This is a genomic window from Micromonospora sp. NPDC049366, assembly GCF_044466625.1.
Taxonomy (GTDB): Bacteria; Actinomycetota; Actinomycetes; order Mycobacteriales; family Micromonosporaceae; genus Micromonospora.
Window position 1 is genome coordinate 251,036 of record NZ_JBITMV010000005.1, and the last position, 16,742, is coordinate 267,777.

Consider the following 16,742-nt stretch of genomic DNA (forward strand, 5'->3'; position numbering starts at 1 on the left):
GCGTGGCGAGCGGGAAGTCAGCTCGGCTGCTTCTCCCGCTTCTCCTTGATCTTGGCCTTCTTGCCCCGCAGCTCGCGCAGGTAGTAGAGCTTGGCCCGACGGACGTCACCGCGGGTGACGACCTCCAGCCGGTCGATCGCCGGGCTGTTCAGCGGGTAGGTCCGCTCCACACCGACACCGAAGCTGATCTTGCGGACGGTGAAGGTCTCACGCAGCCCGTCACCCTGGCGGCGGATGACGACGCCCTGGAAGATCTGCACACGGGACCGGTTGCCCTCGACGACCCGCGCGTGCACCTTCACGGTGTCACCGGCACGGAAGTCGGGGAGGTCGGCACGCTTCGACTGGGCGTCAAGGGCGTCCAGGATGTTCATCGCTGCGTCCTCGTAAGGCTCACGGCGCACCGTCAGTCGGTGCGCGGATGGGTGATTCTGATCCCCGGGTGGCGGTCGGTCGTCCCGACCCCGGTCGAGGATCCTCGCAGCCGTCCGCGGCGCGGCCGACTGCGGCAACCCCCCTACTTTGCCACATCCCCCGGCGGCGGATGAAATCCGGCCCGATCCAACGCGGCGACATCCCGCTTGTCCAGCCCCGCCGGGTCCAGCGCGGCCAGCAGGTCGGGGCGCCGCCGCGCGGTACGGACCAGGCCCTCCTCCCGCCGCCAGCGGGCGATCCGCCCGTGGTCGCCCGAGCGGAGGATCTCCGGCACGTCGTGACCCCGCCAGGTCGGCGGCTTGGTGTAGACCGGCGCCTCCAGCAGCCCGTGGGCGTGCGACTCCTCGTCGAGGGAGCCCGCGTTGCCCAGCACACCCGGCAGCAGCCGGGTGACCGCCTCCAGGATCACCAGCACCGCGACCTCGCCGCCGAAAAGCACGTAGTCACCGAGCGAGACCTCGGTGACCGGCATCCGGGTCGCGGCGTGGTCGAGCACCCGCTGGTCGATGCCCTCGTACCGGCCGCACGCGAAGAGCAGGTGCTCCTCGGCGGCCAGCTCGTGCGCCATCGCCTGGGTGAACGGGACACCGGCCGGGGAGGGCACCAGCAGCCGGGGTGGCGTGGCCTGCGGCGGCGCCAACGCGTCGAGCGCCTCACCCCACGGCTCCGGGCGCATCACCATGCCCGGCCCGCCGCCGTAGGGGGTGTCGTCGACCGTGCGGTGCACGTCGTGCGTCCAGGTCCGCAGGTCGTGTACGGCCAGCCGCAGCGTGCCCGTGGCCCGGGCCCGGCCGATCAGCGACAGCTCCAGCGGGGCGAAGTACTCCGGGAAGATCGACACGACGTCGACGCGCATGCGGGGGTGCTCCAGCGGACTACAGGTCGAGGAGGCCGTTGGGCGGGTCGACGACGACGCGACCGCCGGCGAGGTCGACCTCGGGGACGATCGCCTTGACGAACGGGATCAGCGCCGTCTTCCCCTCGGGGCGGCGCAGCACCAGCAGGTCGGACGCGGGGGCGTGGTCGATTCGGGCCACCTCGCCCAGCCGCTCGCCGGCCGGAGTCACCACGGCCAGCCCGACCAACTGATGGTCGTGGAACTCCTCCGGGTCCTCCGGCGGCGCGACGTCGGCGCTGTCCACGCCGACCAGGGTGCCGCGCAGCGCCTCGGCGACGTCCCGGTCCAGGACGCCCTCGAACGCGACGAGCATCCGACCCTGGTGCCAGCGGGCCGACTCGACGGTCAACTCGGCGGGGACCCGGAACGGCACGCCGGGGCCGGGTGCCGCCGGAGGCGTCGCCCCTGGTTCGGTGACCAGCACCGAACCAGGGGCGAACCGCGCTTCCGGTTCGTCGGTCCGCACCTCCACGGTGACCTCACCGCGGATCCCGTGCGGCTTACCGATCCGGCCGACGATGAGCAGCATCAGTACGAGTCGACGATGTCGACGCGGACGCCGCGCCCACCGATGGAGCCGATCACCTGGCGCAGTGCCTTGGCGGTCCGGCCGGACCGCCCGATCACCGTGCCGAGATCCTCGGGGTGCACGCGGACCTCGAGCCGCTTGCCCCGACGGGAGTCGACCAACCGGACGCGCACGTCGTCCGGGTGATCGACGATGCCCTTGACCAGGTGCTCCAGCGCGGGACGCAGAGCCATGTCAGGCCTGCTCGCCGGACTCGACACCGGTCTGCTCCTCGGCCTGCGCCGGCGCCTCGGCGGCCGGGGCCTGAGCCTTGGCGGCCTTCTTGGCCGGGGCGGGGGTCTCGGCGAGGCCGGCGGCGGCCTTCGCCTCGGCCTCGTAGGCCGCCTGACGGTCGGCCCGCTCGGCGGCGACCTTCAGCGGCGGCGGGGCCGGCAGGCCCTTGAACTTCTGCCAGTCACCGGTCAGCTCCAGCAGCCGCTGCACCGCCTCGCTCGGCTGAGCGCCCACGGACAGCCAGTACTGGACCCGGTCCGACTTGACCTCGATCACCGAAGGGTCTTCCTTCGGCTGGTAGACCCCGACGAACTCGATCGCCCGGCCGTCGCGCTTGGTGCGCGAGTCGGCGACGACGATGCGGTACTGCGGGTTGCGGATCTTGCCCATCCGCAGAAGCCGGATCTTTACGGCCACAGTTGTTTCGCTCCTGTTGCGATCTCACCGGCCCAGTGGGCGGTGTGCACGGGTGAGCGCCGACCGGCACAGTGGGGTTGGGCCGGAGACTGCTCGGTGGACTGGCGACGCGCCCGGGTTAGAGGGCGCCGGACGCGCGCCGGATACCAGCGACCCATTCTGCCAGATCGACGGCGGATCCCTCACACCGGACGGGCCACGTCACCCGACGACCACCAACTGTGCGGTTGACCACACGGCTCAACGTGCCGCGGGCCGGTCCCAGCCGGGCGGCAACGTCTCGGGCACGTCCCACTCGGCGGGCGGGGTGTAGTCGCACCAGGTGCCGTCGAACGGGAACTCCCCCGCCTCGGCCTGCGCGATCACCCGCTTGCCCTCGGTGCGTACGGCGGCCTCGTCGGTCACCCAGTAGTGCTCGGGGAAGGCGAGCCGCTCGACGAACTCGCCCTCGTCCTTCCACTCCCAGCTCAGGTCCGGCCGGACCACCACGTCGAGATCCTGGTCGACGATGTCGACGCCGGCGAGGTCACCGTCGTCCCAGCGCACGCCGGGCTCCTCCAGATTGACGTACCAGCTGGCGAAGCGCCCCCGCGCGTCCCGGAACCACCAGACGGAGTGCGCCGCCCCGGTGGGCAGGAACTTCAGCACCGGCGGCCCGTTCCAGCTGCCCACCGCCAGCCGGTACGACGACGTGATCCACTCGCTGAACGGGACGGCCCGCATGCCGAGGCCCGCCGCGGTGACCTCGCTGGCGACCGGCGAGCCCTGCGCGACCCACAGCAGCAGACCCCGCTCGTCGTCGCTGACCACCCGCGCGGTGCGGGCCCAGCCGATCCGCCCGTGCCGGACGTTGCGGTGCACGATCAGCCGCCCCGCTTCGAAGCGGCTGACCGCCGGGACCGGCCGCACCTCAGTAGGCGCGGGCCAGGATGGCCACCAGGTCCGGCTCGTCCTCCGAGTCCGGCACCGAACCGTCCGCCTTGAGCAGGCAGCGCACGGTGACGCCCTGGGCGTTCGCCTTGGCCTCCCCCTCGACGCCCACCGCGGACCACGGCACCCGCGCCCAGCCGGTGGCCGACGCCTCGATCGCCTCGTCCAGCGTGGTCACCTCGACGGTGCGCGACTGCCGGTGCGCGAGGGCCTGGTCGTGCAGCGCTCGCTGGTCGGCGTCGAGCGCGGCCAGCACCGCGCCCACCACGTCGGCGACCGGCGTCGGCGCCTTCGAGCCGTCGGTCCGCCGGACCACGACCGCGTTGCCGGCGGCCAGGTCACGGGGGCCGACCTCGACGCGTACGGGATAGCCACGCAGCTCGGCGTCGACGGCTCGGCGGCCGAACGGGGTGTCGGTGCGGTCGTCGAGCGCCACCCGGACACCCGCGTCGCGCAGGCCGTCGCGCAGCTTGGCCGCCGCCTCGGCGACGCCCTCGCCGTCCTTGACGACCATGACGTACGCCTGCACCGGCGCCAGCTTCGGCGGCACCCGCAGGCCGTTGTCGTCGCCGTGGCACATGATCAGGCCGCCGAGCATGCGGGTGGAGGTGCCCCAGGAGGTCGTCCAGGCGTGCTCCCGGCCACCCTCGGCGGAGGAGTAGCTGATGTCGAACGCCTTGGCGAAGTTCTGGCCCAGCTCGTGGCTGGTGCCCATCTGGAGGGCCTTGCCGTCACCCATCATGCCTTCGCACGTGTAGGTGGCGGTCGCGCCGGCGAACCGCTCCCGGGCGGTCTTCAGACCGACGACCACGGGGATGCCCAGCACGTTGACCATCAGGTCCTCGTACGCCTCGTGCAGGATCCGCCGGGCGTAGGCGCGGGCGTCGTCCCGGGTGGCGTGCGCGGTGTGCCCCTCCTGCCAGAGGAACTCGCTGGTGCGCAGGAAGATGCGCGGGCGCAGCTCCCAGCGGACCACGTTCGCCCACTGGTTGAGCAGCAGCGGCAGGTCGCGGTACGAGTCGATCCACTTGGCCATGAACTCGCCGATGACCGTCTCGCTGGTGGGGCGCACCACCACCGGCTCGGCGAGCTGCTTGCCGCCACCGTGGGTGACGACCGCCAGCTCCGGCGAGAAGCCCTCGACGTGCTCGGCCTCGCGCTTGAGGTAGTTCTCCGGGATGAAGAGCGGGAAGTACGCGTTCTCCGCCCCGGCGGCCTTGATCCGGGCGTCCATCTCGGCCTGCATCCGCTCCCAGATGGCGTAGCCGGCCGGTCGGATGACCATGGTCCCCCGGACCGGGCCGTTGTCGGCCAGCTTCGCCTTGGCGATCAGGTCCTGGTACCAGCGGGGAAAGTCCTCCGCACGGGGAGTGAGCACGCGTGCCATGACCGCACATCCTATGCGCCACCGACCCCGCCACCGTCTCCGGGAGCCCCCACCACCGCCCCGCGCCGCCTCCCTCACCCGGTGATCTCGAAGTTATCGCCCCGACACGCCGAGACCGAGGGCAACAATTTCATGATCACCGGGGCCGGCCCATGGGATCAGCGGAGGACTTGGCCGCGGAGGATGATGCGGGTGGGGGTGCGGACAACGGTCAGGTCGCGGCGGGGGTCCTGCGGGTAGACGGTCAGGTCGGCGAGGCCGCCCTCGACCAGGCCGGGGAAGCCGAGCCATTCCCGGGCGCGCCAGCTCGCGGCGGCGAGCACGTCGACCGGGCTCATGCCGGCCTGCTCGTGCAGCAGCAACATCTCCTCGGCGGCCAGCCCGTGGTCGATCCCGCCGCCCGCGTCGGTGCCCACGTAGATCGGCACGCCGGCCTCGTACGCCGACCGGACCACCTCCGGGAACCGGTCGCGCAGCGCGAGCATGTGGGCGGCGTACCCGGGGAACTTGGCGCGCGCCTGGTCGGCGATCCCCCCGAACGTCCGGATGTTGATCATCGTGGGGATCAGGGCGGTGCCCTGCCGCGCCATCAGATCGATCAGGTCGAGGCTGAGGCCGGTGCCGTGCTCGACCGAGTCCACGCCGGCCCGGACCATGATCTCCACGGCCGACTCGGAGAAGGTGTGCACCGCCGCGCGTACGCCGGCGGCGTGCGCGGCCTCCACCGCCGCGGTCATCGTGTCGGCGTCCCAGGCCGGCGCCAGGTCGCCCACCCCGCGGTCGATCCAGTCGCCGACCAGCTTCACCCAGCCGTTGCCGGCCCGGGCCTGCTCCGCGACGGTCGCGGCCACCTCGGCGGCGTCGACCTCCACCCCGATGTCGCGCAGGTAGCGCTTCGGCGGGGCGACGTGCCGGCCGGCCCGGGCCAGTCGCGGCAGGTCCGGCTCGTCGTCGAGCTGCGGGTACGGATACGGCGAACCGGCGTCGCGGATGGCGAGCACCCCGGCGTCCCGGTCGGTGCGGGCCAGCTCACGGGCCTGGTCGAGGGAGGTGATCGGCGCCCCGCCCCGGGCGATGCCGATGTGGCAGTGCGCGTCGGTGAGCCCGGGCAGGACGAACCCACCGTCGACCACGGTCTCCGCGCCGGGCACCGGTTCGAAGGTCACCCGGTCGTCGACCAGCCAGAGATCCCGGACTTCGTCGTCGGGGAGGAGCACACCGCGCACATGCAGAGCCATGCGCACAGTCCTACCCGATCACTCCCCCTCGGGGGCGAGCAGGTCGTTCTTCCGGGCGGTGAGCGCCGGCAGGTCGACGGAGACCTTCCACGGCTGCTCCGTCACGAACAGGTCCTCGGTGTGGGTGACCTGGTCGTACTCGCGGCCCGCGCCGAGCGCGTACTCGGTGAGCGTGATCCGCTCCTGGCTCGGGTCCACGACCCAGTAGGACCGGACGCCGGCGTGCGCGTAGACCTTCGCCTTGTCGTACATGTCGCGGAAGTTCGAGGTCGGCGAGACGACCTCGACGGCCAGCAGGGCATCCTCGACCGGGACCGGGGACCGGCCGGCGTGGCGACGGCGGATCACGACCACGTCGGGGCGCGGCTCGTTGCGGCGGTCGACCCGCATGGACAGGTCGATGCTGACGAGGTACTCCGGCGGACAGTTGACTTCGAGTGCGAGCAGTAGGCGGACGCAGAGGTCCTGATGCACGGCAGTCGGCGACGGCACGATCAACCTTCCGTTGATCAGTTCGTACGGAAGGTCCTTGGGCAGGTCACCCAGGTCGTCGACCGTCCACTCGTGCCGCTCCGGCAGGATCGGGGCCGCGGTCATGACATCTCCTCCCAAGGGGCGAAACGACCCTAGGTGATGGCCGCCTCGCCCACCGTCACCGACACGCGTCAGCGCGGGCCCTTGTCACCGCCCTTGCCGAGCTTGTTGAAGTCGATCTTCGGCAGCTTGAAGCCGGGCGGGAGGCCCTGGCCGGCGAGCTCGTTCGGGTCCATCCCGGCGGGCAGCTGCGGCATGCCGCCCGGGAAGCCGCCGGGCATTCCGGCCCCGGTGCGCGGCCGACCGCCGCCCTTGGTGCCCTTGCGCTTGTTCTTCGGCGACTTGGTCGCCTTGCGCCGGCCGCCGGGCAGCCCCATCATGCCGCCCATCTGCTTCATCATCTTCTGCGCGTCGGCGAAGCGGTTGAGCAGCTGGTTGACGTCCATGACGGTGACGCCGGAGCCGTTGGCGATGCGCGCCCGCCGCGAGCCGTTGATGATCTTGGGGTTGCTGCGCTCGCCCGGGGTCATCGAGCGGATGATCGCGGTGACCCGGTCGAAGTGCTTGTCGTCCAGCTCGGCGAGCTGGTCCTTCATCTGCCCCATGCCCGGCATCATGGCCAGCACGTTGGCGATCGGCCCCATCCGGCGGACGGCGATGAGCTGGTCGAGGAAGTCCTCCAGGGTGAACTGCTCGCCGCCCATCAGCTTGGCGGTCATCTTCTCCTTCTGATCGGCGTCGAAGGCCTGCTCGGCCTGCTCGATCAGAGTGAGGACGTCGCCCATGCCGAGGATCCGGCTCGCCATCCGGTCGGGGTAGAAGATGTCGAAGTCTTCGAGCTTCTCGCCGGTGGACGCGAACAGGATGGGCTGACCGGTCACCTCGCGGACGGAGAGCGCGGCACCGCCGCGGGCGTCGCCGTCGAGCTTGGAGAGGACCACGCCGGTGATGCCGACGCCGTCGCGGAACGCCTCGGCGGTGCGGACGGCGTCCTGACCGACCATCGCGTCGATGACGAAGATGACCTCGTCCGGCTGGACGGCGTCGCGGATGTCGGCGGCCTGCTGCATCATCTCGGCGTCGATGCCGAGCCGGCCGGCGGTGTCGACGATGACGATGTCGCGGGCGGCCCGGCGGGCGTGGTCGATCGAGGCCCGGGCTACCTGCACCGGGTCGCCGACGCCGTTGCCGGGCTCCGGGGCGTAGACCTCGACGCCGGCGCGGCCACCGAGCACCTGGAGCTGCCCGACGGCGTTGGGACGCTGGAGGTCGGCGGCGACCAGCAGGGGCTGGTGCCCCTGGGCCTTGAGCCAGCGGGCCAGCTTGCCGGCGAGGGTGGTCTTACCGGAACCCTGGAGACCGGCCAGCATGATCACCGTCGGTGGCTGCTTGGCGAACTGCAGCCGCCGCCCCTCGCCACCGAGGACGTTGATCAGCTCGTCGTTGACGATCTTGACGATCTGCTGGGCCGGGTTGAGCGCCTGGGAGACCTCCGCCCCGCGCGCCCGCTCCTTGACGTTGGCGATGAAGCCCTTGACGACCGGCAGCGCGACATCCGCCTCCAGCAGGGCGAGACGGATCTCGCGCGCGGTGGCGTCGATGTCGGCGTCGGTGAGCCGGCCCTTGCCGCGGAGCTTGGTGAAGATCCCGGAGAGGCGGTCACTCAAGGTGTCAAACACGCGAACATCCCGTTTGTCAGTGTTTTGGCGGGCACAGGGCGGCCGGCTCCGAAGAGTCCGGCCCCCGCTAGGGTAGCCCGCCGCCGACACCCGCGCTTCCGCGCCGGCCCAGCCCCGGCACCGGCGGGCAGCGGCCTCCGGCCCGCCGGGCGGCCACCGCAGCCTGACCGGTGCCGGCGCGGTCAGACGGCGGCGAGGACGGCGCTCTCCAGCCGGTCCCGGGTGGCGTCGTCGGGCCAGCCGCCGACGAGGTAGAAGGCGTCCACCACGGAACCGCCGAGGGTGGAGATGCGGGCCGCGCGGACCTCGGCGCCGGCCTCGTCGAGGGCGCAGGTGACCCGGTAGAGCAGCCCGGCGGCATCGGCGGCGCGCAGCTCCAGCAGCACCGCGTCGGTGGCCGCCTCGCGGTGCCAGACGACGCGGGGGGCGGCACCGGAGCCCCGCGCGGCCAGGGCCCGACCCCGCAACCGCTGGATCACCGACACGTCCCCGACGAGCGCCCGGCGCAGGTCGGCGCTGAGCGCGACGGAGTCGGGGGCGAGGCCGTAGCGGGGCTGCACCCGGCACTCGACCAGGGCCCGGCCGTCGACCGCCGACGCGTCCGCGGAGATCACCTCCAGCCGGTGCAGGGCCAGACAACCGGCCACCGTGGCCAGCAGGCCGCGCCGGTCGGCAGCGGCCACCGCCACCCGGTCCCCGGTGAGGTGGACGACCGGCAGCGGCTCGGCGAGCAGCGCCGGGTCGGGCGCGGGCGGGGCCGGCAGCGCCCCGGTGTCGAGCGCCGTACGCACCCGGCCCACCAACTCGGCGATGAGCCGTCCCTTCCAGTCCGACCAGGCGGCCGGGCCGGTCGCCGCCGCGTCGGCGCGCACCAGGGCGTGCAGCAGGTCGAGGGTGGCCGGGTCGCCGACCGCCTCGGCGACGCCGGAGATGGTGACCGGGTCGGCGAGGTCGCGGCGGGTCGCCACGTCGGGCAGCAGCAGGTGCAGCCGGACCAGGGTGCCGATGAGCGCCACCTCCGGCTCCGGCAGGCCGATCCGGGCAGCCACCGCCTCGGCGATCGGCGCGCCGACCGTGCTGTGGTCACCCGGCAGGCCCTTGCCGATGTCGTGCAGCAGGGCGCCGAGCAGCAGCAGGTCCGGGCGCTCCACGTCGCGAGAGTGCCGGCTCGCCTCGTAGGCGGCCTGCACCAGGTGCCGGTCGAGGGTGAACCGGTGGACCGGGTTGTGCTGCGGCAGGCTGCGCAGCCGGGTCCACTCGGGCAGCCACCCGTCGACCAGGCCGTAGCGGTCGCAGGTCTCCCAGGCCGGCACCAGCCCGGGGCCCGCGCCGAGGAGGGTGAACAGGGCGGCCCGCGCGTCCGCCGGCCACGGCGTGGGCAGCGGCGGGCAGTACGCGGCCAACCACTCGCAGGTCGCCCGCGCGATCGGCAGGCGGGTGGTCGCCGCGGCGGCGGCGACACGCAGGGACAGGCTCGGATCCGGCCGGGCGCCGATCGCGGTCCGGGCGAGCACCAGCTCCCCGTCGTGCTCCACCACGTCCCGGGCCACCGGGCGGCGCACCGGGCGCAGGCCGGCCCGGGATCGGCCGCCGCGCAGCCGGTCGGCGGCGCGGAACGCGTCGTCCAGGGCGTGGCTGACGGTACGGGCGTCGCCGGCCACCCGGCGCAGCAGCGCGTCACCGTCGTCCAGGTCGAGCAGGGCGGCCACGCCGTCGCGCTCCTGGGCGACCAGCCGGTCGACCCGGCGGCCGACCTGCTCGTGCAGGGCGTCCCGCACGTCGAGCAGCCGCAGGTGGGCGGCCCGGACGGCGGGACGCAGCGCGTCGGTGACGCCGGCCGTCGCGATGGCACGCAGTATGCCGACGTCGCGCAGCCCGCCGGCCGCCTCCTTGAGGTCCCCTTCGAGCAGGAAGGCGAGTTCGCCGTGGGCGGCCCAGCGGGCGGTGGTGATCTCCCGCAGGTGCGGAAGTTGGCGGATGGCGGTGCGCCGCCAGTGGTCCGCGGCGGTGCCGATCAGAGCGTCGGCGAGGGCCGGGTCGCCGGCGACCAGTCGGGCGTCGAGCAGCCCGAGGGCGACCTTCACGTCGTCCTGCGCCACGGACAGCGCCTCGGCGACGGTGCGGACGGAGTGGTCGAGGCGCAGGCCGGCGTCCCACACGGGGTACCAGATCGCGGCGGCCAACTCGTCGACGCCGCGCACCCCGGCGTGCAGCAGCACCAGATCGAGGTCGCCGTGCGGGGCGCACTGCCGCCGGCCGAGGCCGCCGACGGCGAGCAGGGCCACCCCGGGGCGGGGCGGCAACAGCGGTGCGAGGAAGGCGTCGTACGCGGCGGCCCGCCGCTGCCGTGCCGACGCGCCGACGCCGGAAACGCCGACGACCCCGTCGGCCGGGCGGTCGACGCCAGCGGGAGTGGGGTTCCCCGGCGCGGACCGTCCGGCCAACGAGGTCATCGCTGTCTTCCTAGAGGGCGTCGAGGCCGCGCTCGCCCGTGCGGACCCGGACGACCTCCTCGACGCCGGTCACCCAGACCTTCCCGTCGCCGATCTTGCCGGTGCGGGCGGCGGCGACGATCGCGTCGACGACCTTCTCGACGTCGATCTCGTCGGTGAGCACCTCGACCCGGATCTTGGGCAGGAACTCGACGGTGTACTCGGCACCCCGGTAGACCTCGGTGTGCCCCTTCTGCCGCCCGTACCCCTGGACCTCGCTGACGGTCAGCCCGGCCACCCCGAGGGCGTGCAGGGCCTCCTTCACCGCGTCCAGCTGGTAGGGCTTGATGACCGCGGTCACCAGTTTCATGTCCAACCCCTCCATCCCAGGAACGTTAACCGGCGACCTTCTCGGTGACCTGCTCGGCGGGCCCGTCCGCCACGGGCTTCGCGCCGCTCGAAGCGATGCCCGCCATCGCGAACGCGCCGCCGCTGCCGCCACCCGCCGGGGAGAGGTCGTAGCCGCTCTCGGCGTGCTCGGCGATGTCGATGCCGCTGACCTCGTCCTCCGAGCGGACCCGGAAGCCCATGGTCTTGTCGATCGCGAAGGCGATCAGCCAGGCGATGCCGAACGACCAGACGGTCACGATCAGACCGGCCAGGGCCTGCCGGCCCAGCTGGGTGATGCCGCCGCCGTAGAAGAGGCCGTCGGAGGCGCCGATCGCGTCGGTGATGGCGGAGTTGACCGAGTTGGTGGCGAACAGGCCCAGCCAGAGCGAGCCGATCCAGCCGCCGACGAAGTGCACGCCGACCACGTCGAGCGAGTCGTCGTAGCCCAGCTTGTACTTCAGGCTGACCGCGAGCGCGCAGACCGCGCCGGCGACCAGGCCGAGCAGCACCGCCGCCCAGGGGGCGATGAAGCCGCAGGCCGGGGTGATCGCGACCAGACCGGCGATCGCGCCGGAGGAGGCGCCGACCATCGTCGGCTTCCGGTCCTTGATCCACTCGACGACGATCCAGCCCAGCACCGCTGCCGCGGTGGCCAGCTGCGTGTTGATGAAGGCGAGCCCGGCGACGGAGTCGACGGTCAGCTCGGAGCCGGCGTTGAACCCGAACCAGCCGAACCACAGCAGCCCGGCGCCGAGCGCGACCAGCGGGATGTTGTGCGGCTTCATGCCCTCCCGCGGCCAGCCCAGCCGCTTGCCGAGCACCAGCGCGACGGCCAGGGCCGCGGCACCGGCGTTGATGTGCACCGCGGTGCCACCGGCGAAGTCCAGCGCCTTGATGTGGCCGTCACCGGCGCCGAGGAAGCCGCCGCCCCAGACCCAGTGCGCGACCGGGAAGTAGACCAGGGTCGCCCAGCCGAAGGCGAACAGCAGCCAGCCGGCGATCTTGGCCCGGTCCGCGATCGCGCCGCTGATCAGCGCGACGGTGATCACCGCGAAGACCATCTGGAAGGCCATGAAGACGTACAGCGGCACGCCGATGCCGCTGGGGTTCTCCGCCGTCGCGCCCCAGAGGTCGGTCTCGGCGAGGAACGTCTTGGTACCGAGGTACGTGGTCGGGTTACCGATGATGCCCTTCGCATCGGTCCCGAAGGCGATGCTGAAGCCGTAGAACCACCACAGAACACTGATGAGCCCGATCGCCGTGAAGCTCATCATCATCATGTTGAGTACGCCCTTGGCCCGGTTCAGGCCGCCATAGAACAGCGCCAGTCCCGGTGTCATAAGGAGCACGAGCGCGGTCGACACCAGCAGCCATACGGTGTTGCCGGAGTCGATCGTCGGTGCTTCAGGCACGCTGGCCTCCCAAAGTGAAGTTCCCTCCTTCGCGGCTTCCGGGGCAGCGTCGCCCGTATGCCGGTTGCGCGGAAGCTTGGTAGCCGGCTGTTTCACCGAAGGGCGCGCGCCGGTTTCCGTTCGGTGACGGGTTGTTTCGGACGTGTGAAGAGGGTTGCCCGGTAGGCGACATGGACAGCGGCGGATCGGCCGTACGGCGGACGTCGACGTCCGACCGGCCGGCGCGATCCACCGCTCCGGTCAGCGCAGCGCGTGCTCCAGGGCGTGCCGCTCGTAGTCGAGCAGCCGCAGGTCGCGCATCGGGCGGCGAAGGTGACCCTTGTGCACGATCCGGACGAACGCCGGCTCGCCGGCGGCCGCCATCCGGCGGATCCCCTCGACGTGGTCGACGATCCGCTTGCGGATGGTCCGGATCAGCCGGTGCCGGTCCCGGGGGATCAGCCCGTACGCGTCGGCGAACAGGCGCAGCCGTCGGGGCCGGTCCGGACGCTTCCAGCCGAGGGTGATCGAGTCCCGGTCGGAGAAGATCGGCACCCAGGTCCAGGCCGCGTACGCGACGTCGTAGATCCGCGAGCCGGGCGACGCGAGGTCGAAGTCGATCAGCCCGAGGGTGCCGTCCGGCCGCCAGATGACGTTGTGCGGGGCGGCGTCGTGGTGGCAGATCACCTCGGTGTCCGGCGGCGGCGGCCCGAACGAGCGCCAGACCGCACCCGGCGGCGGGGCGAAGCCGTACTGGGCGTCGTGGAACATGCGCAGCATGGTGGCGACGGTCACCAGCGCCTCGTCGGTCACCCAGTGCGGGGCGAGCGGATACTCGCCGCACTCCCCCTCCAGGTACGACAGCACCTCGCGGTTGCGCTCGTCCATGCCGAGGGCGCGGGGCGCGCCGGTGAAGCCCACGTACTCCAGGTGCCGCAGCAGGGCGTGCACGGAGGGCGTCCAGGGCCCGGCGTTGCGCCGGACCGTGTCGCCGACCCGGACCACGGTGCTCACGTTCCCGCCGTGCAGCGGGATCTCCTGTGACGTCACGTACGGTCTCCCCAGGCGCTGCGAGGGGTGGCTCGGGTCGCGCCAGCCCGCGTACGCGCGATCGTCGGTCGTCACCCGAGACTACGCGTCCCGTGCGGCGGCTTCGGTGCCCAGCAGCGCGTCGACGAACTGCGCCGGGTCGAACGGCGCCAGATCGTCCGGCCCCTCACCGAGGCCGACCAGCTTCACCGGGATGCCGAGCTTGCGCTGCACCGCGATCACGATGCCGCCCTTCGCGGTGCCGTCGAGCTTGGTGAGCACCACGCCGGTCACGTTGACGACCTCGGTGAAGACGCGGGCCTGCTCCAGGCCGTTCTGCCCGGTGGTGGCGTCCAGGATGAGGATCGTCTCGTCGATCGGGCCGTGCTTCTCCACCACCCGCTTGACCTTGCCCAGCTCGTCCATCAGGCCGACTTTGTTCTGCAGCCGGCCGGCGGTGTCGATCAGCACGGTGTCGACCCCGCTGTCGATGCCGCGGCGCACCGCGTCGAAGGCCACGCTGGCCGGGTCGGCGCCCTCGGGGCCGCGTACCGTCTCGGCGCCGACCCGCCCGGCCCACGTCTCCAACTGGTCGGCGGCGGCGGCGCGGAACGTGTCGGCCGCGCCGAGCACGACGCTGCGGCCGTCGGCGACCAGCACCCGGGCGATCTTGCCGCAGGTGGTGGTCTTGCCGGCGCCGTTGACGCCGACGACGAGCAGGACGGCCGGTACGCCGTCCTTACGCTCGGTGCGCAGCGCGCGGTCCAGCGTCGGGTCGAGCGCGTTGACCAGCTCGGCGGCGAGCAGTGCGCGCAGCTCCGCGGCGGAGCGGGTGCCCAGCACCCGGGTGCGCTCCCGCAGCCGGTCGACGATCTCCCGGGTGGCGTCGATGCCGACGTCTGCGGTGATCAGGCTGTCCTCGATCTCCTCCCAGGTGTCCTCGTCCAGGTGGTCCCGGGTGAGCAGGCCGAGCAGGCCCTTGCCGAAGACGTTCTGCGAGCGGGACAGGCGGGTGCGCAGCCGGACCAGCCGCCCGGCGGTCGGCTCCGGGACCTCCAGCGCCGGCGCCGGCGCCTCGATCACCGGCGGCGGCTCGACCAGCACGCCGGTGGACAGTTCGGCCTCCGGCGCCTCGACCGGCGGGCCGGCCAGGTCCTCCTCCGCCCGTGTCTCGACCTCCGTCGTCGGCAGCGGCGGCTCCTGGCGGCGGCGCAGGCGCGGTGCGACCAGACCGACGGCGCCGAGGATCAGCACCCCGAGCAGGGCGATCGCGATGAGGAGGTAATCCGTCATGCCGAAATCCTGTCAGATGTCGGCGACGGCGTCCCAATCACGGCACCCGGAAGCCCCGACGGGCCGAGGGTAGGCTCGGTCACAGCCAGCAGTGGTGCGACGGCCGGCCGGGTAGTAAAGATGAGGTCCGCTCACCCTTCGGAGGTCGCGCCATGCCCGCCGCACATCTGCTCATCGGCCCGTTGCTGCGTCGGGTCGTCGGCACGCGGGCCACCGTCTGGGTCGAGACGGCGGCGCCCGCCGTGGTCACCGTCCGCACCGCCGACGGCGCCGGCGGCAGCGCGCCCACCTTCACCGCGTACGACCACCACTACGCGCTGGTGGTCGTCGAGGGCCTGACCCCGGACAGCGCCACCACCTACGAGGTGCTGATCGACGACGAGCTGGTGTGGCCGGAGCCCGGGTCGAGCTTCCCGCCGAGCGTGATCCGCACCCGCGCCGCCGACGACCGGGACCAGCCGGTCCGGCTGATCTTCGGGTCGTGCCGGGAGACCACCCAGCACGCCACCACCCGCAAGCTCCCACCCGACGCCCTGGACGCGTACGCCCGGCGGCTGATGGCCGACCCCGCGCCGGACGCGCACCCCGACCTGCTGGTGCTGCTCGGCGACCAGGTCTACGCGGACGTCACCTCGCCCACGGTCCGCCGGCTGCTCAAGCGACGCCGCCGGCGGCCGACGGGCGCCCCGGCCGACCAGGTGGTCAGCTTCGACGAGTACACGAAGCTCTACCTGGAGTCCTGGCGCGATCCGGAGATCCGCTGGCTGCTCTCCACCGTGCCGAGCGTCATGATCTTCGACGACCACGAGATCATCGACGACTGGAACACGTCCGCGTCGTGGCGGTCGGACGCGCGGTCCCAGCCGTGGTGGGCGGAGCGGATCGGCAGCGGGCTCGCCTCCTACTGGGTCTACCAGCACCTGGGCAACCTCGCGCCGGACGAGCTCGCCGCCGACCCGGTGTTCGCCAAGGTCTCCGCGGCCGAGGACGCGACCGGGGTGCTGCGCGAGTTCGGGCAGCGGGTCGACCAGGAGGCCGACCTGGCGCACGACACCGAGCGGTGGCGGGCCGTGCAGTACCAGTGGAGCTACGCGCTCGACCTGGGCCGCACCCGCCTGGTGATGCTGGACAACCGGTGCAGCCGGGTGCTCGATCCGGGCAACCGGGCGATGCTGCCGCCGGGCGAGTGGTCCTGGTTCCTCGACCAGGCGCACGGCGTCTACGACCACCTGGTGGTCGGCGCGTCGCTGCCCTGGCTGCTGCCACCCGGCATCCACCACGTCGAGGCGTGGAACGAGCGGCTGGCGGACTCCCGGCGCCCCTGGGCGGCCCGGTTGGGCGAGAAGCTGCGCCGGGCGCTGGACCTGGAGCACTGGGCGGCGTTCCGCCGGTCGTTCGAGGCGCTCGGTGCCACGTTCGCCCGAATCGGCAGCGGCACCCCGGGTGCCCCGGATGAGCGGGTCGGCGCCGGACCCGCCTACGCGCCACCGGCCTCGATCAGCGTGCTCTCCGGTGACGTGCACCACTCGTACGTGGCCCGGGCCCGGTTCGACGACCCCGCGGTGACCACCCCCGTGCACCAGCTGACCTGCTCGCCGATCCACAACCAGGTGCCGGCCGGGATGCGTCCGCTGATGCGGCTCGGCTGGTCGGCGGGTCCGGCCGCCGCGACCCGGGCGCTCGCCCGCTCCGCCGGCGTTCGCCGTCCCGGGGTGCGCTGGCGCAAGCTGGCCGGGCCGTACTTCGGCAACGCCGTGGCCACCCTCGTCCACCAGGGCCGCCGCGCCGAGGTGACCGTGGAGGGCACGACGAGTGACGGACACCTGCGCCCGGTCATGCGGCAGCGGCTGGCAGGCGGGTCCTGAGCGGGACGCCGTACTCTCTACG

At 72.8% G+C, this 16,742-nt stretch carries 16 protein-coding genes; 1 reads left to right on the forward strand and 15 read right to left on the reverse strand.

The genetic code is table 11. The features are described 5' to 3' along the window. Window positions 1-17 precede the first annotated feature (17 nt). From rplS to ftsY, 15 genes are all read right to left on the reverse strand, one after another. Complete coding sequence (rplS, locus tag ACIBTV_RS10360) at window positions 18-374, reverse strand: 50S ribosomal protein L19 (RefSeq protein ID WP_396703710.1); 357 nt, start codon at window positions 372-374, stop codon at window positions 18-20. A gap of 143 nt (window positions 375-517) precedes the next feature. Continuing rightward, window positions 518-1,291, reverse strand: a complete 774-nt coding sequence (trmD, locus tag ACIBTV_RS10365; protein WP_396703711.1) for a tRNA (guanosine(37)-N1)-methyltransferase TrmD — start codon at window positions 1,289-1,291, stop codon at window positions 518-520. 19 nt (window positions 1,292-1,310) lie between these two features. Further along, window positions 1,311-1,859, reverse strand: coding sequence for a ribosome maturation factor RimM (rimM, locus tag ACIBTV_RS10370; protein WP_396703779.1), 549 nt, complete (start codon window positions 1,857-1,859; stop codon window positions 1,311-1,313). A 2-nt stretch (window positions 1,860-1,861) separates the two neighbouring features. Continuing rightward, window positions 1,862-2,122 carry an RNA-binding protein gene (locus tag ACIBTV_RS10375; RefSeq protein ID WP_396703712.1) on the reverse strand — a complete coding sequence of 87 codons (261 nt, stop codon included), beginning with the start codon at window positions 2,120-2,122 and terminating at the stop codon, window positions 1,862-1,864. Next, a complete protein-coding gene (gene rpsP, locus ACIBTV_RS10380; protein ID WP_396703713.1) occupies window positions 2,097-2,552 on the reverse strand; it encodes a 30S ribosomal protein S16 in 456 nt (151 codons plus the stop codon). The genes ACIBTV_RS10375 and rpsP overlap by 26 nt, the downstream gene beginning before the upstream one ends. Window positions 2,553-2,792: 240 nt before the next feature. Next, window positions 2,793-3,461 (reverse strand): DUF402 domain-containing protein, encoded by a 669-nt coding sequence (locus ACIBTV_RS10385; RefSeq protein WP_396703714.1) that lies wholly within the window; start codon window positions 3,459-3,461, stop codon window positions 2,793-2,795. 1 nt (window position 3,462) lies between these two features. After that, complete coding sequence (gene proS, locus ACIBTV_RS10390; RefSeq protein ID WP_396703715.1) at window positions 3,463-4,869, reverse strand: proline--tRNA ligase; 1,407 nt, start codon at window positions 4,867-4,869, stop codon at window positions 3,463-3,465. A gap of 158 nt (window positions 4,870-5,027) precedes the next feature. Continuing rightward, on the reverse strand, window positions 5,028-6,107 hold the full coding sequence (locus ACIBTV_RS10395; RefSeq protein ID WP_396703716.1) for an amidohydrolase family protein: 1,080 nt from the start codon (window positions 6,105-6,107) through the stop codon (window positions 5,028-5,030). Window positions 6,108-6,125: 18 nt separating this feature from the next. Continuing rightward, window positions 6,126-6,704, reverse strand: coding sequence for a Uma2 family endonuclease (locus tag ACIBTV_RS10400; RefSeq protein WP_396703717.1), 579 nt, complete (start codon window positions 6,702-6,704; stop codon window positions 6,126-6,128). A gap of 68 nt (window positions 6,705-6,772) precedes the next feature. Continuing rightward, entirely contained in the window at window positions 6,773-8,320 is a 1,548-nt protein-coding gene (gene ffh, locus ACIBTV_RS10405) for a signal recognition particle protein (RefSeq protein WP_396703718.1), read from the reverse strand. 182 nt (window positions 8,321-8,502) lie between these two features. Continuing rightward, window positions 8,503-10,773 (reverse strand): [protein-PII] uridylyltransferase, encoded by a 2,271-nt coding sequence (locus tag ACIBTV_RS10410; RefSeq protein ID WP_396703719.1) that lies wholly within the window; start codon window positions 10,771-10,773, stop codon window positions 8,503-8,505. Between the two features lie 10 nt (window positions 10,774-10,783). Further along, window positions 10,784-11,122: a P-II family nitrogen regulator gene (locus tag ACIBTV_RS10415; RefSeq protein ID WP_396703780.1), complete on the reverse strand. Its 339-nt coding sequence runs from the start codon at window positions 11,120-11,122 to the stop codon at window positions 10,784-10,786. Window positions 11,123-11,147: 25 nt separating this feature from the next. Next, window positions 11,148-12,554 (reverse strand): ammonium transporter, encoded by a 1,407-nt coding sequence (locus ACIBTV_RS10420; RefSeq protein WP_396703721.1) that lies wholly within the window; start codon window positions 12,552-12,554, stop codon window positions 11,148-11,150. Between the two features lie 240 nt (window positions 12,555-12,794). Beyond that, complete coding sequence (locus ACIBTV_RS10425; RefSeq protein ID WP_396703722.1) at window positions 12,795-13,658, reverse strand: aminoglycoside phosphotransferase family protein; 864 nt, start codon at window positions 13,656-13,658, stop codon at window positions 12,795-12,797. 6 nt (window positions 13,659-13,664) lie between these two features. Next, on the reverse strand, window positions 13,665-14,855 hold the full coding sequence (gene ftsY / locus ACIBTV_RS10430; RefSeq protein WP_396703723.1) for a signal recognition particle-docking protein FtsY: 1,191 nt from the start codon (window positions 14,853-14,855) through the stop codon (window positions 13,665-13,667). 152 nt (window positions 14,856-15,007) lie between these two features. On the opposite strand from ftsY, the gene ACIBTV_RS10435 reads away from it, so the two are divergent. After that, window positions 15,008-16,720: an alkaline phosphatase D family protein gene (locus ACIBTV_RS10435; protein ID WP_396703724.1), complete on the forward strand. Its 1,713-nt coding sequence runs from the start codon at window positions 15,008-15,010 to the stop codon at window positions 16,718-16,720. Window positions 16,721-16,742: the final 22 nt, after the last annotated feature.